General features: G+C 39.2%; 17 protein-coding genes, 1 tRNA gene and 2 pseudogenes. 18 read left to right on the top strand and 2 right to left on the bottom strand.

Annotated elements, in window-relative coordinates; genetic code table 11:
- The first annotated feature begins 230 nt into the window (after positions 1–230).
- The 4 genes and pseudogenes from HZ311_RS05320 to HZ311_RS05305 form a co-directional block, all read left to right on the top strand.
- Positions 231–865, top strand: a pseudogene (locus HZ311_RS05320) (GntR family transcriptional regulator).
- 196 nt (positions 866–1,061) lie between these two features.
- Positions 1,062–2,255 carry a quaternary amine ABC transporter ATP-binding protein gene (locus HZ311_RS05315; RefSeq protein WP_019723090.1) on the top strand — a complete coding sequence of 398 codons (1,194 nt, stop codon included), beginning with the start codon at positions 1,062–1,064 and terminating at the stop codon, positions 2,253–2,255.
- Positions 2,248–3,978, top strand: a complete 1,731-nt coding sequence (locus HZ311_RS05310; protein ID WP_010734322.1) for an ABC transporter permease/substrate binding protein — start codon at positions 2,248–2,250, stop codon at positions 3,976–3,978. Before HZ311_RS05315 ends, HZ311_RS05310 begins: the two co-directional genes overlap by 8 nt.
- A gap of 55 nt (positions 3,979–4,033) precedes the next feature.
- Positions 4,034–4,399, top strand: a pseudogene (locus HZ311_RS05305) (HAD hydrolase family protein); the annotation flags it as partial.
- A gap of 203 nt (positions 4,400–4,602) precedes the next feature.
- Here the strand turns inward: HZ311_RS05305 and HZ311_RS05300 are convergent.
- A complete protein-coding gene (locus HZ311_RS05300; protein WP_023520324.1) occupies positions 4,603–6,537 on the bottom strand; it encodes a BglG family transcription antiterminator in 1,935 nt (644 codons plus the stop codon).
- Positions 6,538–6,784: 247 nt separating this feature from the next.
- On the opposite strand from HZ311_RS05300, the gene HZ311_RS05295 reads away from it, so the two are divergent.
- The 11 genes from HZ311_RS05295 to HZ311_RS05245 all read left to right on the top strand — a co-directional run bounded on the left by HZ311_RS05295 (position 6,785) and on the right by HZ311_RS05245 (position 19,606).
- The gene (locus HZ311_RS05295) at positions 6,785–7,246 is read left to right on the top strand and encodes a PTS sugar transporter subunit IIA (RefSeq protein ID WP_010734325.1); all 462 of its coding nucleotides are present in this window, start codon (positions 6,785–6,787) and stop codon (positions 7,244–7,246) included.
- Positions 7,243–7,566 carry a PTS fructose transporter subunit IIB gene (locus tag HZ311_RS05290; protein WP_005225262.1) on the top strand — a complete coding sequence of 108 codons (324 nt, stop codon included), beginning with the start codon at positions 7,243–7,245 and terminating at the stop codon, positions 7,564–7,566. Before HZ311_RS05295 ends, HZ311_RS05290 begins: the two co-directional genes overlap by 4 nt.
- Positions 7,567–7,584: 18 nt before the next feature.
- On the top strand, positions 7,585–8,685 hold the full coding sequence (locus HZ311_RS05285) for a PTS fructose transporter subunit IIC (RefSeq protein WP_010734326.1): 1,101 nt from the start codon (positions 7,585–7,587) through the stop codon (positions 8,683–8,685).
- Positions 8,686–8,904: 219 nt separating this feature from the next.
- Complete coding sequence (gene mngB / locus HZ311_RS05280) at positions 8,905–11,580, top strand: mannosylglycerate hydrolase (RefSeq protein ID WP_178946519.1); 2,676 nt, start codon at positions 8,905–8,907, stop codon at positions 11,578–11,580.
- A 581-nt stretch (positions 11,581–12,161) separates the two neighbouring features.
- Positions 12,162–14,936, top strand: a complete 2,775-nt coding sequence (locus tag HZ311_RS05275; protein ID WP_010734328.1) for a sigma 54-interacting transcriptional regulator — start codon at positions 12,162–12,164, stop codon at positions 14,934–14,936.
- 83 nt (positions 14,937–15,019) lie between these two features.
- A complete protein-coding gene (locus HZ311_RS05270) occupies positions 15,020–15,439 on the top strand; it encodes a PTS sugar transporter subunit IIA (protein WP_041684509.1) in 420 nt (139 codons plus the stop codon).
- Positions 15,440–15,449: 10 nt separating this feature from the next.
- Positions 15,450–15,920 (top strand): PTS sugar transporter subunit IIB, encoded by a 471-nt coding sequence (locus HZ311_RS05265; protein WP_010734330.1) that lies wholly within the window; start codon positions 15,450–15,452, stop codon positions 15,918–15,920.
- 17 nt (positions 15,921–15,937) lie between these two features.
- The gene (locus HZ311_RS05260; RefSeq protein ID WP_023520318.1) at positions 15,938–16,723 is read left to right on the top strand and encodes a PTS mannose/fructose/sorbose/N-acetylgalactosamine transporter subunit IIC; all 786 of its coding nucleotides are present in this window, start codon (positions 15,938–15,940) and stop codon (positions 16,721–16,723) included.
- Positions 16,710–17,528 (top strand): PTS system mannose/fructose/sorbose family transporter subunit IID, encoded by an 819-nt coding sequence (locus HZ311_RS05255; protein WP_175401369.1) that lies wholly within the window; start codon positions 16,710–16,712, stop codon positions 17,526–17,528. Before HZ311_RS05260 ends, HZ311_RS05255 begins: the two co-directional genes overlap by 14 nt.
- A gap of 12 nt (positions 17,529–17,540) precedes the next feature.
- Positions 17,541–18,590 carry an SIS domain-containing protein gene (locus tag HZ311_RS05250; RefSeq protein ID WP_023520316.1) on the top strand — a complete coding sequence of 350 codons (1,050 nt, stop codon included), beginning with the start codon at positions 17,541–17,543 and terminating at the stop codon, positions 18,588–18,590.
- An 11-nt stretch (positions 18,591–18,601) separates the two neighbouring features.
- Positions 18,602–19,606, top strand: coding sequence for an SIS domain-containing protein (locus HZ311_RS05245; protein ID WP_010734334.1), 1,005 nt, complete (start codon positions 18,602–18,604; stop codon positions 19,604–19,606).
- A 709-nt stretch (positions 19,607–20,315) separates the two neighbouring features.
- Here the strand turns inward: HZ311_RS05245 and HZ311_RS05240 are convergent.
- Positions 20,316–20,388 (bottom strand) — tRNA-Lys (locus HZ311_RS05240).
- A gap of 382 nt (positions 20,389–20,770) precedes the next feature.
- Here HZ311_RS05240 and HZ311_RS05235 point away from each other — a divergent pair.
- From HZ311_RS05235 to HZ311_RS05225, 3 genes are all read left to right on the top strand, one after another.
- Positions 20,771–21,346 carry a DUF1836 domain-containing protein gene (locus tag HZ311_RS05235; protein WP_010736696.1) on the top strand — a complete coding sequence of 192 codons (576 nt, stop codon included), beginning with the start codon at positions 20,771–20,773 and terminating at the stop codon, positions 21,344–21,346.
- Entirely contained in the window at positions 21,336–22,193 is an 858-nt protein-coding gene (locus HZ311_RS05230; protein ID WP_010736695.1) for a DegV family protein, read from the top strand. The genes HZ311_RS05235 and HZ311_RS05230 overlap by 11 nt, the downstream gene beginning before the upstream one ends.
- Before the next feature lie 363 nt (positions 22,194–22,556).
- Positions 22,557–23,627, top strand: coding sequence for a baeRF3 domain-containing protein (locus tag HZ311_RS05225; RefSeq protein ID WP_178946518.1), 1,071 nt, complete (start codon positions 22,557–22,559; stop codon positions 23,625–23,627).
- The last annotated feature ends 118 nt before the right edge of the window (positions 23,628–23,745 follow it).

The raw sequence follows: 23,745 nt of genomic DNA, 5'->3' as shown, positions 1-23,745 counted from the left end.
ATTTATTTTTTAGCGCAAGAAACAAAAAGACAACCACGAAAATTTTTTGATTTTCGTGGTTGTCGCTTTATTCTCGAAGTGAGTGATACGAACTGTTTAGTTTGAGAAATCAACTGATAACTACCGGATTTCTTGTATAGAAGAAAAAAATAAAACAAGTTTACTTTTGCTTCTTTGAAGCGTCCATAGTAAGATGTTAGCTGACAAGTAGATGAAAGAGGAAGAATAAAATGAGTGAAAAAACCAAACTGGTTCGCCCACGTTATCAACAGATCGCTGTTGATTTGGCTGAACGAATCGTAGAAAATCGTTATCAAATCGGCGAGAAGATCCATGCAAGATCCACTTTAGCAAGCACGTATAACGCTTCGCCAGAGACGACTCGTAAAGCAATCAATGTTTTGGTCGATCTGGGGATCATGGAAGTTCGTCATGGCAGTGGCGCGTTTGTAGCATCTAAAGAAAAAGCAAAGGATTTCCTTTTACAATACCAAGATGTGCAATCGATCCAAGAAACAAAAGCAGAAATCATGGAAAGCGTGAAAAAACAACAAGAAGAATTGAACCATTTTTCACAACTATTGGATCAACTGGTGAGCCAAACGAAACGAATACATAAGATGAACCCACTTCTGCCTTTTGAACTTGCTTTGACAGAGGAAGCGGCTCACTTAAACCAATCCATCAGCGAATTGAATATTTGGCAAGCCACTGGTGCAACAGTGATTGCAATTTCCCACGATCAAGAACTGTTGGTCTCGCCTGGTCCATATGCTAAATTTTCAGCGGGGATACTGTCCACTTTATTGGGAACGAGTATACGCTGCAACGAATGACAAACTTTTTTTATCCAGATGGGCAGTGAACGAGCGGATAAGAAAAATCTCATTTAATTCTAATTTTGGTCAATCCCTATACTGATAAGGGATTGACCATTTTTTTGTATAGTTTCACTAAGAATAGAGATGCTTGAATTTTGACAAAGTGACTACATGGTGTTATCGTAGTGTGGTCACTTTTTTCAGAAAGAAAAATGAATTTACATACAAAGGAGAATTTGTTTGGTAAAAGTAGAAGTCAAAAACTTAACGAAAATATTTGGTAAACGAACACAAACTGCTTTGGAAATGATGAAAAAGCACCAATCGAAAACAGAGATTTTACAAAAAACCGGCGCAACTGTCGGTGTATATGAAGCGAGTTTTGATGTACAAGAAGGTGAGATCTTCGTGATCATGGGACTTTCGGGGAGTGGGAAATCAACCTTGATCCGTCTATTGAATCGTTTGATTGAACCAACATCTGGCAATATCTTGATTGATGGAGAAGACATCTCAACACTTAGCAAAGAAGAACTTCGCGAAGTTCGTCGTCACAAAATCAACATGGTGTTCCAAAACTTCGGTCTATTCCCACATCGTACGATTTTAGAAAATACAGAATACGGTCTTGAAGTTCGCGGTGTTCCTAAAGAAGAACGTCAAGCTAAAGCAGAAAAAGCGTTAGAGAACTCAAGCTTGTTATCCTTTAAAGATCAATATCCTAGTCAATTATCTGGTGGGATGCAACAACGTGTTGGGTTAGCCCGAGCATTGGCAAATGATCCAGAGATCCTATTGATGGATGAAGCTTTCTCAGCACTTGATCCATTGATTCGTCGTGAAATGCAAGATGAGTTATTGGAACTACAATCCAATGTGCAAAAAACGATCATCTTTATCACACATGATTTAAATGAAGCATTGCGTATCGGGGATCGCATTGCGTTGATGAAAGACGGAGAAATCATGCAAATCGGTACTGGGGAAGAAATCTTGACTAATCCAGCCAATGATTACGTGAGAGAATTCGTTGAAGAAGTCGATCGCTCGAAAGTCTTGACGGCGCAAAACATCATGGTTCCTGCACTAACAACAAACATCGAATCAGATGGTCCAAACGTTGCGTTGACACGTATGCGTAATGAAGAAGTCAGCATGTTGATGGCTGTTGATAGAAAACGTAACTTAAAAGGGATCATTACAGCAGATCAAGCATTAGAAGCAAGACGTCAAAAACGTCCATTGATCGATTTCCTTGATGAAAATGTTACCGTGATCGGTAAAGATATGTTAGTTAGTGATATCTTCAATATTATTTATGATTCGCCGACTCCATTAGCCGTGGTTGATAACGGGAAATTAAAAGGCGTTATTATCCGAGGTAGCGTAATCGAAGCATTAGCAGCAACAAGTGAGGTGAGCGAACATGAATAATCTATTGAACTATCAAATACCCGTCGCTGACTGGGTCGAAACGATCACTGATTGGTTGACAACAACGTTCGCAGGACTGTTCTCATTCCTTCAAACGATTGGTCAAGCAGTGATGACAGCTATCACGAATCTTTTATTAGTGATACCAGCACCACTATTTATTCTTTTAATGGCAGTTGCAGCGTTCTTTATTTCAAAAAAACGTCCCGGATTGACATTATTTACTTTGATTGGCTTATGGTTCATTTATAATCAAGGGCTATGGACAGATTTGATGAATACTGTCACATTGGTTTTACTATCTAGTGTGATCTCGATCATCATTGGTGTACCTCTTGGTATTCTCATGGCGAAAAATGATAAAGCGCAAGGAATCATTAAACCGATCCTTGACTTTATGCAAACAATGCCTGGTTTTGTTTATTTGATTCCAGCGGTTGCCTTTTTCGGAATTGGTATGGTTCCAGGGGTGTTTGCCTCAGTGATTTTTGCCTTACCACCAACTGTTCGCTTTACGAACCTAGGTATTCGCCAAGTACCGAAAGAGTTAGTAGAAGCGTCTGATTCATTTGGTAGTACGAGTTGGCAAAAACTAGTGAAACTTGAATTACCACTAGCAAAAGGAACGATCATGGCAGGGATCAATCAGACAACTATGCTTTCTCTTTCAATGGTCGTGATTGCCTCAATGATCGGAGCGCCTGGTTTAGGTCGTGGTGTCCTTTCTGCTTTACAACGTGCACAAGTCGGAAATGGTTTTGTCAATGGGGTAGCATTGGTGATCTTAGCCATTATCATTGACCGTTTTACGCAACACTTGAATCAACCAAATGATCAAAAAGCAGCAGGTACTGCGAAACAAAAAAATAAAAAGCGCCAAGGAGTGATCATTGGTGCAGTAGTCGTTGTTTTATTAGGTGCGATCGGTGTTGGAAGTTTTAGTTCTTCAACAAAAGAAACAAACACGATCAATCTTTCTTATGTGGAATGGGATACAGAAGTTGCTTCAACAAATGTCGTAGCAGAAGTCTTAAAAGAGATGGGCTATGATGTGAAAGTGACACCTCTTGATAATTCGATCATGTGGGAATCCGTTGCAAAAGGAGAATCAGATGGAATGGTGGCTGCTTGGTTACCTAAGACTCATGGTTCTCAATATGAACAATACAAAGATCAAGTCGATGATCTAGGTGCAAACTTGAAAGGTGCCAAAGTCGGATTAGCTGTTCCAGCATACATGGATGTTAACTCGATTGCGGATCTAACCGATGAAGCAGGCAAAAAAATCACCGGTATCGAACCTGGTGCAGGTGTGGTGAATGCTGCAGAAAATACGATTGCCCAATATCCAAATCTGGAGGGGTGGACAGTTGAGACCTCTTCTTCAGGTGCAATGACGGTTGCATTAGGACAAGCAATCAAAAATCAAGAACCAATCGTCTTTACTGGTTGGACACCACACTGGATGTTTGCGAAGTATGACTTGAAATATCTAGAAGATCCAAAAAATGCGATGGGAGATGCGGAAGAAATCCACACTATCGTCCGCCAAGGCTTAAAAGAAGATCAACCAGAAGCATACGCTGTGTTGGATAAATTCAACTGGACAGAAAAAGACATGGAAGAAGTCATGTTGGAAATCAACAACGGCAAAGATCCACAACAAGCAGCAAGAGAATGGATCGATAAGAACCAAGAAAAAGTTGCTAGTTGGAAAAACTAAATAAATAAAAAAAAATCGACTTTACTGAAACAAAAACTGTTTCGGTAAAGTCATTTTTTTGGAAATCACCGTGTTTGATCCGAAAAAAAACTGTTTTGAACATGTCAAACAATTGGAAAAATTAAAAAAAAAAGCCTATATCGTTGCTTCAGAAGCCGCTTGGATCGATATCTCAAATCTTAATGTCCATAAAGGAACAACAGTGACAGAATTGCAAAGAATTCTCCACGTCACACCAGAAGAAACCATGGTATTTGGCGATGGTCTAAATGATGTCGAGTTATTAGAATGTGCCGCTTACAGCTTTGCGATGAGCAATGCCTTTGAGCAAATCAAAGAAGTTGCACAATTTGTGACAAAGTCGAACGATGAAGATGCGGTACTCCATACCATCAAAAAAATGATTGCTTTACAAGCATGAAAACCCAGTGAGTTGATTTCAGAGAAAGAGCCTTCAACCATTTAATTGGCAGAAGACTCTTTTTTTGTCTGTAAATAATCAACGAATCTATCAAGTGATAAATCAGCTGCATGAGCTAAAAAGATCATTGTGCCAAATTTAACACTGTTCCAGTCATCTGATTGATTTAGACGTGTAAAGCTACTAGCGGTGATCCCAGTTTTTTATAATTGTTTCATACAACTCAAAAAGTGGTGATAATCACTTTTTTGCAAGATTGCTTGTTGAACATCTTCACGATCCATCAACTCTAATAAAAGACTATAGATTTCTTCTGTCTCTTCATATTCGTTTTTTTGTATCGCAAAGAGAAAGACAAATCTAACCAAGTCACCATTTCCCCAATCAACGCCATCTGGAATGATTGCCACTGAAACAACCGAGCGTTTCGCCATCAATGTCATGGGATGGGGGATAGCTAACCACTCGTTGATATTCGTCTGATTGATTGCTTCTCGTTTCTTCACACTGTCATAAAAATCTTTTGGCACAAAATCTTTTTGGTACAATTGCTGTGCCATTTTCTCTAACAGGGTCTCTTTATCTGCATGATTTTCATGAAGAAAAAATGCTTCTTGAAACAATGAATAGATGCCGTTTTTTGCTTCGCTTAGTGTTTCAATGAACGATTCGATTTTGCTGATTTCCTTGTCTAGTTGTGCCATGTTGATATAAATTGAAGGAACAGAAAACAGCTCTAATGGAACGGTTGTGATTACAAAATCAATTGCAGAAAGATCACATTGTTGTAGTTCAACATAAGAAAAGCGATCAACGACTTCGACCGTTTCTTGATAGTGCTTGATGATTTTCGCTTCAATAATACGGCTCATGGCTCGACCGGTTCCACAAACAAGGATGACGCGATGTTTATGATGATTTCTGATAGAACTCCTTTCCATAGCACCTGCGATGTGCAAAGCAATATAACCGATCTCATCAGAAGAAAAATAAAAACCATGTTTCATGCTTACCGTTTCTAAATGGGTCAAACATAAATCATAAGCCTGTGGAAAAGATTTTTTGATCGTTGCCAGTAATGGATTGCTGCGGCGTGCATCCATTAGATTCATATTGATAAAACCTTCTATATGAGAAGTCAGATCTTCTATTAGCATCTTATCTGTCTCTAATGCATAGTTTGACGTCTGTTTGATCGCAGTTAGTAATTCTTCGACGATAGCTTTAGCAGTTTCTGTGGAAGAATCGTTTGAATCGCCAGTTTCAACTAAACGTGGTGCATTCATCGCAAGATAGTAAATAAAGTATTGTTTTTCTCCTGCAGTCAATTGTATATCAAATGCATGATCGATTTCTTCTAAGAAATGACCAACTACTTTCTGGGCGTCTTTTTTGAGCGCAGGCACATGCAAGGGAAATTCGTTGATCTCATGGCCAGCTATAAAGCGGCTGATTGCTAAAGCAAAATGAGAAAGAATGTTTTTATGATAGTAGTCAGAGTCTAACAAGTCTAAGGATGCCAGATGATTTAATGCCAATTCTTGTAAGTGGACTAGATTGATCGTATCAAACAACTCAAGTTCCATTTCTGTAAAACCGATCAAGTACTCTTGTAGATCTTTTTCAATTAACAGATCACTGATAGCCTGACGCTTGGCGAATTCGTTACCCAAGACTTCAAAGCCAATATTTGGACGATTTACTATTTTTAAGTGATAGGTGGCTAAATTGTCTCGAGCCGTTTTTAAGTATGAGTAAAATGTGTTTTTACTAATAAATAACCGATCGAGAAAATCATCCAAGGATAAAGGGTTTTCATTCTTGAATAATAGGAAAAGTAGGTAGGTTTGTCGTTCTTCACTAGTGGTTAGAAAGAACTCTGTGGTTGACATACTTTCTGTCCACCAGTCATGAAATTGTTCTTTTGAACCAATGGACAACAAATAGCCTTGCCCTCGAATCAACTTGATGGAGGCTCCCACGTTTGTTAATAAATCATTTAAATTCGCAATGTCTGTCCGAACCGTTCGTTCAGAAATCGAGAAGTTTTTCGTTAACTCCTTCATTGGTAGCGGCACCGTTTGTCTAGTTAATACTTCCAATAGATCATCTAATCGTTGATAAGCAAGTTTTGACAATTGTTTCACCTCCGTGCTCTTCCTCATCATACAATAGAAAGAATAAGAATGAAATGCTTCACTAGTACTGAAAATTTCCAGAAGAGTTGGCAATCATTTTGGAAAACGCTTTACTAATGATTGCCACTTGAATTGGAAATTTGGTGTGTTTACATCTTGTATCAGAAACCGTAAATTAAACGTGTACAGAAAATAAACCACACGAATTACTATGATGGTTTTAGAATAAAGGAAAGGAGCAGATGAGATGGATTTTCAGGAAAAAAATATTCTCTTGAATGTGGCTGTTAGATCAAAAGAAGAACTGTTTCACGTGATTGCGAATCATGCCTATGAATCCGGAATCGTTACCGATGCAACAGACACATATGCGGCATTCATTGAACGGGAAGCACAATATTCAACTGGCTTACAAGAAGGCTTTGCTATTCCGCATGCAAAAGCTGAACCGGTTTTGAAACCGACCGTTTTGTTTATTCGCTTAGAACAAGCCATCGAATGGGAAACCTTCGATGATTCTGCAGTCAAAAATGTGTTTGCTTTGATGGTTCCTAAAAAAGATGAAGGAACGGTGCATTTGCAAATGTTGAGTCGCCTAGCAACAGCGTTGCTTGAAGATACATTCATCCAGCAGATTCAACAATCGAAAGATAAAGCTTATTTAGCAGAATTGATCAAAAAGGAAATGATGGGAGAGAAAATCATATGAAAATAGTAGGGATTTCCGCCTGTCCAGCAGGATTGGCACATACACCGATGGCCGCAAAAGCTTTAGAAAAAGCTGGTGTGAAACTGGGCTATGAGGTCAAAATCGAACAGCAAGGTTCGTTAGGGCAAGTCAACGAGATCACTGCAGCAGAAGCAAAAGAAGCAGATTTCTTACTTTTAGCGACTGATCAAAAAGTTGTTGGGATGGAACGGTTTGAAGGAAAACCGCAAATTCGGGTAAATATTAATACGTGTATCAAAGCACCGGAAGCGGTGCTAAAGAAATGTGTCGCAGCTGTGGAACAAAGAAACGCAAACTAAAGGAAAGAGGCAAGGATGATGAAAAGAGTTCTAGCAGATGTAAAAGGCCACTTGATGAGTGGAATTAGTTTTGTACTGCCGTTGATTATTGGCGCTTCACTAGTTGTTGCCATTCCGAAAATGATTGCTCTTGGTATGGGGATAACAAGCTTAGATCCTTATGCTGGCACTGAAGGCTTTAAACATGCGCTTTATTTGATTGAACAAGTAGGGTGGACAGGAATCGGTTTGATCAATACTGTCTTAGCTGGGTTTATAGCGTATTCTGTTGGAGATAAAGCTGCTTTAGGGGCCGGCTTTATCGGCGGTGCGGTCGCTTCTAGCACAAATGCTGGTTTTTTAGGGGCAGTTATTGCTGGGTTCTTAGCAGGATACTTAGTGAAGTGGGCTAAAGAACATATCAAATTACCGGAGTCATTTGCTGGAGTGATGCCGCTGGTCATTTTACCCTTGATTGCTACATTATCCGTAGCGATCGTCATGGGCGCATTACTCTCTGAGCCATTGGCATGGATTAATACTAGCTTGGTTGAATGGATTCGAACCATGATTGAAAACGACGTCAACAAAATTTTGCTTGCAGTCATCATGGGGGCAATGATTGGCTCTGACTTAGGGGGGCCTGTAAACAAAGCTGCTTGGATGGCAGGAAATGTTTTACTAGCTGAAGGTGTGTATTTACCAGCAATTATCGTAAATGTTGCGATTTGTGCGGTGCCATTTGGATACGCCTTAGCAACTTTATTCCACAAAAATCGATTCAATAAAGAGCTATTGGATGCTGGCCGTAATAACTTTATTATGGGCTTTATCGGAATCACAGAAGGAGCAATTCCTTTTACATTAGTCAATCCATTACGGCTTGTACCGATCAACATGTTGGGAGGAGCAATCGCTTCAGGTTTGGGGATCGCGTTAGGAATGTATGACAAAATGCCGCCTGTTGGAGGGATTTATGGCTTCTTCACTGTTGGGAACGGTTGGGCGTATTTGATTGGACTATTTGCAGGAGCTGCTTTCATCGGTTTTGTCGCTCCTTTATTTGTGAATTTCAATAAGCAAGAAGAACAAAAAGAAGACATTACGCTTGATGATATTGAATTGAGCTTTGAAAATTGAGTAACAAAGCCGATTAGCTAAATAGTAGCGAAAGAAAAGGCACGAGCAGATGATTTTCTAAGAACGCTTTTAGCTTGTACGAAAATGGCAAAATTCGAAATATTTTACGTAAGGAACAAATTATGCGTACCAGATGGTAAAAAAATTGAGAAAAATTAATAGGCACTAACGACAACCATCGTTACGTGCCTTTTTTAATAACGGGAGAGGAATGATTGAATGAAAAAAACAGTACATGTCGTACCCCACAGTCATTGGGATCGCGAATGGTATTTTACTACAAGTCGCTCGAAAATCTATTTGATGCACAATTTAAGAAAAGTCATTGAACAACTAGAAAAGGATGATCCCTATGAGAGCTTCATTTTAGATGGACAGGCTTCGCTGTTAGATGATTACTTGAAGTGGCGTCCGCAGGACAAAGAAAGGATTCAACAACTTGTTCAACAAGGGAAGTTGATCATTGGCCCATGGTACACTCAAACCGATCAATTAGTGATCTCGGGAGAAAGCATTGTTCGGAATATGTTATACGGCATGAAAATTTGTGAAGATTTCGGGACATACATGAATGTTGGGTACGTCCCAGATTCTTTCGGCCAAGCAGCCAGTATGCCACAAATCTATCGTGAGTTTGGTATCAATGATACGATGTTTTGGCGTGGTGTCAGTGATGACGACGTTAAATATACAGAGTACAAATGGCGTGGAGAAGATGGTTCGGTGGTCAATGTCTACCAGATCCCAAGTGGGTACTACATTGGCGGTGCCATTCCAGAACGAGAAGCAGAATTAGCAGAGTTCTTACATCAAGAACCGTTTAAAACGACTTGGGGACGCAGTGCTACCGATCAAGTGTATTTTCCAAATGGTTTCGACCAAGCACCAGTCAGAGAAAATCTTCCAGAATTAGTTGATCGAATGAATCAACTTTATGAGGATGAGTATGAGTTACAATTTTCAACGATTGAAAAATACATTGCCGCAGTCAAAGAAGGCCATCCTGAGTTGGAAGAAATCGCCGGTGAACTGATCAATGGCAAATTGATGCGAATCCATAAAACGATTTTTTCTTCACGTCCTGATTTGAAGGCGATGAACACTCAGATCCAACATTACTTAGTCAATGTCATGGAGCCTATCTTAACGATGGCCATGCAATTAGGATTTGAGTACCCCGTGGAAACAGTCATAGAGATTTGGAAGTTAATGTTTGAAAATGCGGCGCATGATTCCATTGGTTCTTGTGTTTCTGATACGACCAATGAAGATATCTATATGCGCTATAAGCAGGCGCGAGATATTTCCATGAATCTTGTCGAATTGACTTTACGACAGATTTCTACTGCAATCAATAACCCACAAGCACAAGAAATTACTTTCACGCTCTTCAATACCTATGATACAAGGCGCAATGGGGTCATTGAAGCAGAGGTTTATTTGCCACAAAAAGAGTTTGCGATTCTTGATCAAGCTGGTCAGGCGTTGCCTTATACGATTTTAGAGCTTACCGACCAAACGGAGTATGTTTTGAATCAAGGAAATATTTTAAATCCAGTCAAGGAAATCTATTTGCCGGAGAAAGTCTATAAAGCGAAGATTGCCTTAGAAACGACGGATGTGCCGAGTATGGGGTATACCCAGCTGACGGTTGATTTGAAAGGTGATACAAGCGCACCATTGCAGGATGTTAAAACCAATACGGTTGAAAATGAGTACTATCAGATCACTGTCAATAACAATGGTTCTTTGGATATTCTTGATAAAACCAATCAAGTGCTTTACCAAAACCAAGGGATCATTGAAGAAAATGGCGACGATGGTGATTCATTCAATTATTCACCACCTGTGAAAGATTTTGTGATTTCATCAATTGATGCGCAACCAACGATCACCATTCAGCAATCAGAGATTTATCAGAAAATCTATGTAGCTTACACGTTGAAGGTTCCGAAGGATTTAGCTGAACGTGCAGAAAAGAAAGTCTCATCTCCACTGCCGATCCAATTGACGATGGTGTTGAAAAAACAATCACAACAAATTGATTTCAAATTAACGGTTGAAAACCAACAAGTGGACAGTCATCGGGTATGTGTGCTATTTAATACTGGGATTTCCTCGAAATTTTCGCTTGCTGACCAACAGTTTGGTACGTTGGAGCGCCCAGTTGTATTTGAAAAAGAAATGGCCCTTTGGGAAACCAATAAAGAGCAATGGAATGAGCAACCGATTGCCATAGAAACTTGTCAATCCTTTGTCGGTTTATTCGATGCGTCCCATGGCGTAGCAGTCATGCCCCAAGGGGTACGTGAATATGAGATTGTGGGAGAAGCGTTTGATACGATTCGCTTAACCATTTTCCGGACCTATGGCTTCATGGGGAAAGAGAATCTACTGTATCGCCCAGGGCGTGCTTCAGGAGAATCAGTGATTGAGACACCAGCTGCACAGTGCCACAAAACGATGCATTTTGATTTCTCCATTGCTTACTTTGCTCAGGGATTTGACCAAGCAAATGTCGCACAACGTGCCAAACAAGCAGTAACACCGATCACTCTTTATCAATACGCAGAATTCCTGAATTCCCGATTGATTTTTACTTTAGGATCGGTTGAGCCAACTTTGCCGACAAACTTTAGTCTTTTTGAGATCAATGGCAATCTAACCTTGAGTGTATTGAAAAAGGCGGAAGAGCGTTCAGGTTACATTTTGCGTCTATACAATGGGCTTTTAGATGAAGTGGGACATGCGACTATCACATTCAACCATCCAGTGAACGTAGTAGAAACAGTCAATCTAAAAGAAGCTAAGAAAGAAGCACTTCTGGTGGAAAATAATGCCGTCACTCTTGAAAAGATTGACCATGCAAAATTTGTGACATTGTATGTGGAATGATCGCTACTGAGAAAAAGTGACGCGAAGTAGTGAGTCCGCTTATGAGACAGAAAAGCGAAAAAGGTTCGTAAGTCTTATTAAAGTACTTACGAGCCTCTTTGTTTACTAATGCGAAACAAGCAAGAATCTGGCTCTTTGTCAATAAGGACTAATAAGTTGTGTAAAGTCAAATCTGGAAAGCGTAACTAGTTAACTTATGTCACGTGCCCATGACTTCAGCACAAAAATAACTGAAAAAAATGGATCGAACTCTAATAAGGGTAATTGGCGCTTGGATCAAAAAAAATAAGGGACCACTGATCCTCACCAATATGGTAAAAGATGGAGTTGAAGTTGAAGTGGTGAATAGTGCTATCGGATTGAAATTAATAGTGTTAAGCGAACATAAATGAATCGGAAATAGTAATAGAACTATTTACTGACTGTCACATAAGTATTATATACAGAATAAAAAGTAGCAATCGTTATTCAGGATGCTACTTTTTGTGGTTTAAAAGAATAATTGCCCTATTATTCATTGTATAGTAAATCTTAGCCTGTTAAGTTATGATAATCAGATAAAGAGGATAAGGAGAACGACGATGAAAGAACAATTACTTGCTTACTTACAAAATCAAACAGCTTTTTTCTCTATCGAAAATGTAAGCGATATTTTCACTGCAAAGGATATCGCCGAGAAGTTTTCAGTCAAGAGAAACACGATCAGTCACTATTTAAATCAGTTAACGGAAGAAAGCCATCTAGTAAAAATTACTACCCGGCCAGTGTATTTTTTTCATAAACAGGCATTTGAAATCCAAAATTATCCCTTAACCCAAAACGTATATGATAGTCTAGCTGCTGTTGGAGCAGAAAAGCCCTTTTTTGATCGAAAAGAAGATTTTTTTTCCAGTGTAATCGGTAGCAAAGGTAGTCTGGCAGAAGTGATTGAACAGATCAAGATGGCAGCCTTCTATCCAAATGGTGGGCTTCCCTTCTTGCTGACGGGGGAAAGTGGAACTGGGAAGAGTTTTCTTGTAAAAATGTTCCATCATTATTGTGTGGAAAATGAATTATTAGAGAGCGATGCTCCGCTGATCACGATCAATTGTGCGCAGTATGCCAATAACCATGAGCTATTGACGAGTAATTTATTTGGACATGTGAAAGGAGCCTTCACTGGAGCAGAAGAAAATCGTAGAGGTGCATTTGAAGCAGCAGCCGGGGGGGTACTATTCCTAGATGAAGTTCATCGACTGAATGCCGAAGGACAGGAAAAATTATTCACTTTTATGGATCAGGGAGTTATCTATCGAATGGGGGATACGAGCCGGTCAACCCCAGTGGATTGTCGGCTGGTGTTTGCGACGACTGAAGATTTGAAACAAACATTTCTAACAACCTTTTTGCGACGAATCCCAATTCAAGCAACACTGCCTGCTTTGGTAGAACGGACGATTTCCGAACGGAAACAGCTGATTTTGCAAGCGTTCTATGAGGAACAAAAACGAATCGGCCTGCCTTTGGAAATCTCACCTCAAGTGATCGAAATCCTGACAACCGGTCATTTTTCGGGAAACGTCGGGGAATTGAAAAGCACGATAAAAATCATTACCGCCAAAAGCTACACCGCCAGTCTAAAACGGGGAGCCCTAAAAATAGCGGTCACGGTCTATCATTTACCAGAACATTTACTGCAATTAACAGATGAACCCAATGAACTAGCGACGATGGAACCAGTTCTGATTGATGGGCAAATGCAAATCCAGCAGTTGACTGTGGAAAGTGAACCCGCACAACAACAGATCATTCAAACGTATGAACAGATCCTACTCAATTATGTCCAGGCAGGGCAGGACTTTGCAGCTGCCGCTGATCCTATTTCTCAAGTAATCGAAAGGCTGTTCGAAAATTTATTGTTTGATCATAAGCAAGAACAAAAGCAACGGACAATGATTTTTGTGACCGAGCATGTCCAGCGAATGATGGAGCAGATCGAGCATTCCTTCCAAATCAGCTTTAACGGCAGCATGGTCTATACGATCAGTTATTATTTATGGCTGCGGAGAAATGTGGAATGGCTGCCAGATGATCAAGAAAAGTTTTTATTGACAGAAAACCTATTGAAAAGTGTTAAAAAGCATTATTCTACAAGTGACCGCTACACCGAAAATCTGTTAGGGCTAGTGCAAAAAGCATTGGATATTGAACTAACGAGTATGGACCGAATCATTTTTGCACTTTATATCAATGATATGGGATATTCCAAAGAAACGTTGCTTCCACGAAGCATCATAGTAGCCCATGGCTATGCAACTGCCAGCAGTATCGCAAATGTTGCGAACCGTTTACTGAATGAATCGTTTTTTCAATCTTTTGATATGCCATTAGAAGTTACTCCTAAGCAAATTGCGGAAAGGATCACTGCATATATTCAGAAAAACGATGTATCTAATGGACTCGTTGTCTTGTTCGACATGGGTTCTTTGAAAGAAGTCTATCAATATATCCCAGAATTGACGGTACCGATTGTCATGATGAACAATGTAACGACAAGTGTAGCCATCGCTGTCGGAGAATGCATTCAGCAGCACGTTTCGTTGAGAGAGATTCCTGAGCGGGTAAATGCTTACCACCAAAATGAATGGGAGATCATTCTTCCAAAAGTTAAAAAAGAGAAAGTTGTCATTACGACTTGTTCGACTGGAATTGGAACCGCTGTTCAAATCTCCACCTTATTAGAAAAAAGTATTCCTGATCATTTACAGATTCGGATCCTTCCTTATGAATTCAACCATTTGGAAAATAGTGAACATATGAAACAAATATTAACATCTTATGATGTTGTTGGTATTATAGGAACCACTAAACCTCGCCAAGAGCTGGCTCCCTTTATTTCTTTAGAAGAACTGATTTCAGGCGCTGGGACAGAAGTGTTATTAAGTTGGCTAAAGGAAGAATTGGATGAAGAGATGATTGCCTACGTGAACAATCAATTAGTAAGAAACTTTTCATTGGATCGAGTGATTCAATCGGTCACGATTCTAGATACAGAAAAAGTAATTTCCCAAATGGAATTTTTCGCGGGAGATCTGGAACGCATGTGGCAGCAACGAATCACCAATGATCGCAAACTTGCGTTGTTTGTCCATACGAGTTGTTTGATTGAGCGCCTTATTCGAAACGAAGCTATTGATAATTATCATGCCAGCGACACATTACTCCAGTGTCATGAAAAACAGCTGAATGAAATCAAAAAAGCGTTTAGTGTCATTGAGAAGGTTTACAGTGTCGCGATACCGGAATCTGAAGTTTGCTACATTTATGATGTTTTATTTGGAAACACTGATTATTCAATGGGTGAAGCGGATTTTTAATCAATAAGAAAAGCGTGCCACTTTTTTTGGCACGCTTTTTGCGTTTAGTAAAGTGTAACTTGGAGCAAAGTGAGGTGAAAGCAGTGGAACAAATCGTTATTTTAGCATCACACGGACGATTTGCATCAGGAATCTTACATTCGTTAGAACTTATCTGCGGTAAAAAACAATCAGTCTTTGCGATTGACTGCTATGTGGAAGAAACATTTGATCTGACGACAACGGTGGATACCTTGATGCAAACATATAAACATTCTGAAGTGATCGTTATCACAGATATTTTCGGTGGTAGCGTGAACAATGAATTTTTGCGTTATATCCAACAACCAAATTTTTACTTGATTACAGGTTTGAATTTGCCATTGCTGATTGAATTGACGACACAATTTCAAAGAGGAGGTGCAATCTCAGAAACGATCCACCAAACGCTGGCCAATTCGAAAGAGATGATCCAGTTTTGCAATGATAGTATAGCAAAAGAAATCGAAGAAGAAGAATTTTAGGAGGGACGACATGATTATTTTGACACGAGTCGATCATCGGCTATTACATGGCCAAGTCGCATTTTCTTGGACCCAAAATTTAGGCGCCGATTGTATTTTGATTGCCAATGATGATGTACCGACAAATGATATTCGTAAGACAACGATCAAATTAGCAAAACCGCAAGGCGTAAAACTGGTGATCAAATCAATTGAGGATTCAATTCATGCCCTGCAAAGCGGTGTGACGGATAAATACAAATTATTCATCGTAGTTGATTCCATCAAAGATGCGTATAAGTTAGCAGAAAACTGTCCAGAGATCGACAAAATCAATTTAGGTGGGATCAAAGCCAAAGAAGGCTCTAAAAATATTGGCAAAGCAGTCAATGTTTTACCAGTAGAAGAAGAACTTTTGAAAAAAATGGTTGCAAAAGGAATCGCTATCGATATCCGTCAAGTACCTTCGGATAAAAAAGTCGCTGTCGAAGATGTTTTATAAAGAAAGGAGCAAAAGAGATGCTGCAAGCAATATTACTTGGAATTGTTGCATTTATTGCGCAGTCTGAATACGCATTAGGAACGTCATTACTGTCGCGTCCGATTGTCACTGGGTTGTTTACAGGAATCGTATTGGGGGACATAAACACTGGAATTATTATGGGTGCAACACTTGAATTAGCTTTTATTGGCTCGTTTTCTGTCGGTGCTTCTATTCCACCAGATGTCGTAACCGGAGGGATTCTGGGCACAGCTTTCGCAATTACGGCAGGAGCGGGAACCGAGACGGCTTTACTGTTGGGACTTCCAATCGCTACCTTGACCCTTATCTTGAAAAATGTTTACTTGGGGCTGCTTATCCCAATGATGAACCAAAAAGCCGATTTGTACGCGGCTGATGGAAACTACAAAGGTGTAGAACGAATGCACTTATTAGCAGGTTTTGGCTTATCCCTGATGTTAGCCCTTGTAGTGACGATCTCCTTTATGGTAGGCAGCAATACGATTAGTAAATTATTGGCTATGATTCCAGCCTTTGTACAGAACGGCCTATCTGCCGCAACTGGTTTGATTCCCGCCCTTGGATTTGCCATGTTGGCTAGGTTACTGATTAACAAACAAGTTGCACCGTACTTCTTTTTAGGTTTTGCATTAGCAGCTTATTTAGAGATTCCTGTTACAGGGATTGCAATCTTCGGAGCAATAACGGCTGTTGTAGTCGTGAATTTAAGAAACATTCGTGGACAAGGGCAATCTATTCAAATGACTTCAGGGGAGGTACTAGATGATGATGAAGACTTCTAATGAGAAATCCGAAATTACCAAAAAAGAGTTGAATCGTGTCTTCTGGCGTTCATTTCAAATGGAGTTCTCATGGAACTATGAGCGACAGATGAACCTAGCTTATGTCTATGCGATGATTCCGATTTTAAAGAAACTCTACAAAACAAAAGAATCGATGGCCGATGCGTTGAAACGTCACCTGGAATTTTTCAATACGACCCCGCATATCGTCACGCTTATTTTAGGAATCAATGCGGCGATGGAAGAAGAAAATGTCAATGATCCAAATTTTGATTCTTCAGCGATCGATAACATCAAGACCTCTTTGATGGGGCCTTTAGCGGGAATCGGTGATTCCTTCTTTTGGGGAACGTTGCGGCTAATTGCTACTGGGGTAGGAACTTCATTGGCATTACAAGGAAATATCCTAGGTCCGATTCTGTTTCTAGTGATTTTCAATGTTCCTCATCTACTATTTCGTTATTTTTCGACTGGTTGGGGATATAAACTTGGGACAGGATTTTTAAAGAAAATTCAGGAAAACGGTTTGATGGAAAGTTTAACCTATGGTGCTGCAATCATTGGTTTGATGGTCGTAGGAGGAATGACCGCTACGATGATCGATATCAACATTCCGTTGCAGATTGGTTCAGGAGAAAATGCAGTTACGGTTCAAAGCATCTTTGATGATATCGTTCCGAAAATATTGTCATTGGGTGCCTTTGGGGCTGTCTTCTATCTTTTGAAAAAAGAAGTCAAACCGCTAATTATTCTGCTGGGATTAGCAGTCGTAGGTATTTTAGGATCCTTGATTGGACTCTTTTAAGGAGGAATTGTTGTGGCAACGATGATGGACTATATACAAGAAGAGCAAGCAACACTAGTTGAGATCTTGCAGGGGTTTGTTCCTAAAAAAGAAGAAAAAAGAGCTGCAATCGAGAATTTACTGATTTTGGCAACGGGCTCTTCTGCCAATGCCTGTTTAGCAGCAAAGTACGCAATGGAGAAATTAGCGCAGATCACTGTCACGATTGAAGAGCCATACCACTTTAACCATTACGGAAATCTTTCTAAAGATATAGAAACAGTTTTGGCGGTTTCACAAAGCGGAAAAAGTGCTTCTACGATAGATGCAGTGGCGCAGTTGTCCAAGCAAGATATTTATACGATCGGTTTAAGCAGTGATCCCGAAAGTCCCCTTGCTCAAAAAGTTAACGAAAGCATTGATCTAGGAACTGGGATCGAGACCGTTGGATTCGTGACCAAAGGATATGTAGCAACAGTATTGCAACTCTATTTAATGGGGGTATCTATTGGCTACAGTAAAGGTATATTATCCGACGACCAAGTGTCGATGATCAAAAATCAGTTAGAGGAAATGATTGAAGCCATTCCTCAGGTCATTGCTAAGACAATTGATTTTTTTGAGAAAAACGCAAGTATTTTTAAACTAGCGAATCGGTTTGTGGCAGTCGGTTATGGGCCAAACTGGGGAACCGCTAAAGAATTTGAAACGAAATTTACAGAAACGATTCGAGTGCCTTCGCAAGGATTTGAATTGGAAGCGTATATGCACGGGCCGTATCTTGAAGCAAACCATAAACATGTGCTTTTCTTTATTGAAGCACCAAGCCCGAATCAATCAAGAGCCCAACTGTTGCATGATTATTTAGCATCCCATGTGGGAAAAGCTTATACGATCACCACAGCAGCGGCAAAGAATCCCGATACACTTGGGCTGGATGTTGCATGTGAAGAAACTTTTTCTTCTTTGCTCTTAGTGATTCCGTTCCAAATTTTCTCCTCTCTCGGGGCTGCTGCTAAAGGGATCGATTTGAGTAAACGTATTTTTGATGACTTTGATCAAGTGCTAAAAAGTAAAATTTAGAGGTGGAAAAGATGCTGAAATTTAATGAACAACAACAAATTGATGATATCCAAGGAATGTTAGCGTTACGTCCAGAAGTTGAAAAATTAGTCGACGCCATTGACGAAAAAGGCTTTGACGCCATCTATTATCTAGGAATTGGCGGTACCTATGCTTCTGCGATGCAAGCTGTCACTTACATTAATGGAAAAAGTGACTTACCGGTTTACGTCCAACATGCGGCAGAATATTATACAACCGGCAACCGTCGTTTGACCAAAGACTCGTTAGTCATCTTGTCCTCTGTTACTGGAACGACACAAGAAGTGGTTAAAGCAGTTGAAGAAATCAAAAAAGTAGGAGCGACATTACTAGGATTTATTGATTCAAAAGGCAGTATTTTGGCGGAACAATGTGATCATGTCATCACGTATCCTGCACCGGGAACCGAACAAATCAAATTCTTTATGGTTGCCGATCGATTGATGAAAAACCATGGGGATTTTCCTGATTACGACGCCTACTATCGAGAATTGGATCAATATTTAGCAAAAGGATTAGTAGAAGCTGAAAAGCAGGCGGATGAATTTGGGCGAGCATTTGCGGAGAAACATCGTCACGATGCGATGCATTATTTTATCGGTGCAGGAAATCAATGGGGTGCTGTCTATTCTTATGCTATGTGCTATTGGGAGGAGCAAAGCTGGTTGCGTTCAAAATCGATCCATGCTGCTGAGTTTCTTCACGGAACGTTGGAAATCGTTGATGAAACTACACCTGTCACCGTGTTTTTAGGAGAAGACGAACAACGCCCATTATCAGAAAGAGTTGCTAAATTGTTGCCAAGAATTTGTGCAAACTATACATTGATCGATACGAAGGATTATCCTGTTTCAGGAATAAGTGAGAAATATCGTGGCCGAGTGCTATCTCACTTATTGATGCATTGCGTAACACAGCGGATTGATGCCTATGTCGAACAAATGAATTGCCACCCGCTAGAAATTCGACGCTACTATCGCCAATTTGAGTACTGATAGAAAACAAAGAGGAATAGGATCGATAGAAAGATAACCCAAAAGAACACTGAAATATAATGTTTCTATGGAGTGGATAGGGAAGCTATCTTAATAAGAAAAAGTGATCTATTCTTGAACATCATAAATGAAGAACACCTGAATTCATAATTTAACAATGTATAGAGCGTTTCGTTAACCAAATGTTGATGGAACGCTTTTTTGGTATTTATTGGAGGAGCAAAAAGAAACGAAAAGAATAAGGGAAAGGATTTGAAGGGACTTAAACAGTTACTAAAATCTAATACCTCCTTGTTGATAAATAAACTAACGAAGTGCTATTAAGTTAGTTTAAAGTTAACGGGAAAAAGAGGGAGGCTGAATCAAAGGGTTTCTAATATTTATAAAAAATGGCAGCAATCTATCATTGAAAGACGTCTGAGAAGTGGGAGTTCTTCCTAAAAAGTTAGACCGAATTACTTTGATTCTTGAAAAGAGCATAGATTAACTACTTAGAGGCGAAATGTTTTGGGGAGTAAATAGATAAGTATGAAAGATAATGATAATCATGTAAGCATCTCAATGATCAACAGGGCATAATGACTCCCTTGTATGCCTTTTTCAAGGTAATCTAAAAAAGATTTAAAACAAAAAAATGTCACCACGCACACTCTTTTCCAAACTACCGAAGTAGCCAAGAGTGTACTGGTGACGTGGGTTTGGCACCCAATGGGCCGTGAGGGGCTCGAACCCGCGACCCGCTGATTAAGAGTCAGCTGCTCTACCAACTGAGCTAACGGCCCATATGAAAAAGTACTTTATTATAGTAGCACTAAGCATTTTAAAATGCAAGGCACGTACAATAAAAAATCTACGAAAACTTTACTACTTCCTAGAAATTCATTCATAGTTTATTCATAAATGACCGTTATGATAAATGTATCCCAACCAACAAAGTTCTTGCAAAAGAACAACCCATAACACTTTTTCATTTTTTTACTCCTTTTCCCGTCATGAAAATGGCGGGTCTTTTTTTATTCCAAGAAGAATCTAGAACAAGCATCGTTTAAACGCTTGTTATCGGTGTTTGATTTTGTTATTAATTTATCTAGTTTGAGTAACTAGATTGAATGTTTTTGAAAACTTTGATAAGATATTAATGAGAACATTAAAGGAGCTTTCATAATGGAAAAAATGCGTCAGCAATTAATTGATTGGGCTGTCAGTATCGAAACGTTTCGTTTACCACATTGGGAAGAACTTCCAGACTTGGAGCTATACATGGATCAAGTCAAGACACTAGTAGATCGTCATTTATCACCAGTTATCCAAGGAGAAAAACATCCTTTGTTAACTTCTTCAATGGTTAATAATTATGTGAAACTAGGTTTAGTACCGGCGCCAATCAAAAAGCGATACAACAAACAACATGTGGCATTTCTGATTGCTATCACAACGCTTAAACAAGTGTTGACGATTCCTGAAATCAAAGAAGGAATTTTGTTTCAAGGAAAAACAGTGGGCATCCGTGAAGCATACAATCTTTTTTGTGATGAACAAGAAAATGCGATACGAATGGTCAGTCAATTAGCCCAAGGAAAACAACATGAACAATTATTGAATCAAGAACTTCCATTAGAATATGTTGCTGTACGCTCAGCGACGATTTCTTTTGCAATGAAGCTACTAGCAGAAAAAACGATCAGTTTAGAAAGCGAATATTTACAAGAGGCAAAAAAGGAGAAAGAAAATGAAGAATAAGATTGCGATTTTAGTAGACTCAGGAACAGATGTGCCACAAGAAATCATCGATATGTACAATATTTATGTGATCCCTTTGAAAATCATTTATAAAGATAGAGAATATACAGATAAAGTCGATATTACTCCTGAAGAGATTTATAAGCGTTTACCTGAGGAAATTCCGGGTACCTCGTTACCTGATGGAGAATCAATCACTAAGATTTTTGATCAAATCAAAAATGATGGATATGATAAAGTTCTAGCAATCACTATTTCAAGTGGTTTGAGCGGGACGAATAATGTGGTTCGTCTTGTCGCACAAGAACAAGAAGGAATCCAAACACATGTATTAGATACTAAAAATATTGGTATTGGCGCCGGTTTTACAGCAATCCAAGCCGCAAAATGGATCGAAGATGGCATGGAATGGGACACGCTGATCGATGAATTAGTTGCATTAGCTGAACGAACGAAAGTCTTTTTCAATGTAGCAACACTTGAATACCTGCAAAAAGGCGGACGTATCGGTCTAGTTGCCTCAATTTTAGGAAATGCCTTAAAATTGAATCCTATCATCTCTTGTAATGAAGAGGGCATCTATTATACAGTAGGTAAAGCACGAGGCAGAAAGAAAAGTTTAGACAAGACAATGTCCTATGTGAAAGAAGCTGTCGGGGATGCAAAAGTCTTCAACTTGGCAGTCGCACATGGTGCGGCGGAAGAAGAAGCAATTGAAATGAAGGCTCGTTTTGAACGTGAATTCCCTAATGTCCAAGAGATTTATTTTGGACAAATCTCACCGGCATTGGTTGTCCATACTGGCCCAGGTTTATTAGGGATCGGTGTGCAAATACTTGAACCATAATATGATCGAAGCTAAGTGATCATCAAAGAACAGCATTATTTTTTATCTAAAATAATTAGAAAAAAATAGTGGACACTAAAAGAATCGCAAATAGAATTCCGCTCTGTAGAAGTTAGATATTCGTCTGACTTCTCTAGGGCGGGATTTTTTATGGGGAAATTTAATTTTTGAATTTAATGGAACATGCTTCAAGAGTTTTTGGAGAAGAAAAAACACAATTCCGGCATTTTTGATTTTGTATAAAAAATTAGGTTGACCTTAGAATCGCTCTAACCAATATCATTAAAGTAGGCATAGAAATGCGGATCATATCGATTGATCACTATGCCAGGTTATTTTTAGGTAGAAAGAAGGAGTTTAAAAATGAATTATTTAGAATTAAGTGCCCACAGAGAAAATCCAGCGGTAACGATCATGTTAGGGATGCCAAATGACGAGAAAAGTGCTGAAAAATATAAACTAGTGTTAAAAAATCTAGTAAAACAGATTATTTTAGAGTTGGAAGAAAGGGAAGGAACAGCGGCGAAAACAATGATTCGTAAAATCGATCAAGTGTTAAAAGACTTTCAACCTACGCTTAAAAGAGGAAGCATTGTCTATTTTATTTCGCCAAGTGTCAATGAACAAATCGAAGTACCGTTTGTGTTGGAGAGTCAATTTGTTATTGATGCGTATTTCCATACAAAAGAAATCTTACGAAGTGAAAGTAAAATGAACCATTATTATGTGTTAACGATTGGGATGGATTGTTCACGTTTACTAGAATATGTAGATGATACGCTGATACAAGAAGTGAAAGACGCACATTTCCCAATCAGGAATAAAGGCTACTGGGCAAAAGACCGCGTATTGAATTCAATGGGAAGTGTTCAAACGAATTACAAAAAAGAGTTCTTCAAATGGATTGATTCTGAGTTACAACCTTATTTGAATCGTCATCCACACCCAATCATTTTAGCTGGAACAACAGAAAATATTGCGACATATAAACAGATTTCACATAAAGATGAACGGATTGTTGGAGAAATCTATGGGAACTTTACAGTTGATAGTGGCGAAAATGAGTTGGCAATAGGAGAGCAAGCAAATCAGGTGATTCACGAATACATTCGTCATCAAAAAGAGACGATACTACACACTATAGTAGGAATGGAAAACCAAGGGCGTGTAGAGCGTGATGTAGCCAACATCTACAGACAAGTAATTAAAGGAAAAGGGCAAAAATTGATTGTAGATCACGCTTACTATCAAGAGGCGGTGATTAGAGATCATCAAGTCAAATTAGTAGATATCTCACCGAGTGACGAAGGCTACGTCGAAGATATCGTCAATGAAATCATTTATGAAGTCATGCGTTACGGAGGAGAAGTTATCTTTGCCGAAACAGAAGTATTAGAAAATCAATCGCCGATCCTATTACAATTACGCTATTAAAAATCGATTCATATAAATGGGAAACTAGGAAGCTTAGAAGAATAAGGAGATAGCCCAAGCCCAACACTCGGATACATTCGGAGGTTGGGCTTTTTGATGAAAGATAAAGTCTAAAAAG

The sequence above is a fragment of the Enterococcus mundtii genome (assembly GCF_013394305.1).
GTDB classification, from domain to species: domain Bacteria; phylum Bacillota; class Bacilli; order Lactobacillales; family Enterococcaceae; genus Enterococcus_B; species Enterococcus_B pernyi.
This window is presented reverse-complemented; position numbering and strand designations above follow the sequence as displayed.

Bases quoted from the DNA above. Each gene is read 5' to 3' on its own strand.
- HZ311_RS05310 (WP_010734322.1), top strand. From the start codon at position 2,248: ATGAATAATCTATTGAACTATCAAATACCCGTCGCTGACTGGGTCGAA.
- HZ311_RS05295 (WP_010734325.1), top strand. From the start codon at position 6,785: ATGGATTTTCAGGAAAAAAATATTCTCTTGAATGTGGCTGTTAGATCA.
- HZ311_RS05290 (WP_005225262.1), top strand. From the start codon at position 7,243: ATGAAAATAGTAGGGATTTCCGCCTGTCCAGCAGGATTGGCACATACA.
- HZ311_RS05285 (WP_010734326.1), top strand. From the start codon at position 7,585: ATGAAAAGAGTTCTAGCAGATGTAAAAGGCCACTTGATGAGTGGAATT.
- mngB (WP_178946519.1), top strand. From the start codon at position 8,905: ATGAAAAAAACAGTACATGTCGTACCCCACAGTCATTGGGATCGCGAA.
- HZ311_RS05275 (WP_010734328.1), top strand. From the start codon at position 12,162: ATGAAAGAACAATTACTTGCTTACTTACAAAATCAAACAGCTTTTTTC.
- HZ311_RS05265 (WP_010734330.1), top strand. From the start codon at position 15,450: ATGATTATTTTGACACGAGTCGATCATCGGCTATTACATGGCCAAGTC.
- HZ311_RS05260 (WP_023520318.1), top strand. From the start codon at position 15,938: ATGCTGCAAGCAATATTACTTGGAATTGTTGCATTTATTGCGCAGTCT.
- HZ311_RS05255 (WP_175401369.1), top strand. From the start codon at position 16,710: ATGAAGACTTCTAATGAGAAATCCGAAATTACCAAAAAAGAGTTGAAT.
- HZ311_RS05245 (WP_010734334.1), top strand. From the start codon at position 18,602: ATGCTGAAATTTAATGAACAACAACAAATTGATGATATCCAAGGAATG.
- HZ311_RS05235 (WP_010736696.1), top strand. From the start codon at position 20,771: ATGGAAAAAATGCGTCAGCAATTAATTGATTGGGCTGTCAGTATCGAA.
- HZ311_RS05230 (WP_010736695.1), top strand. From the start codon at position 21,336: ATGAAGAATAAGATTGCGATTTTAGTAGACTCAGGAACAGATGTGCCA.
- HZ311_RS05225 (WP_178946518.1), top strand. From the start codon at position 22,557: ATGAATTATTTAGAATTAAGTGCCCACAGAGAAAATCCAGCGGTAACG.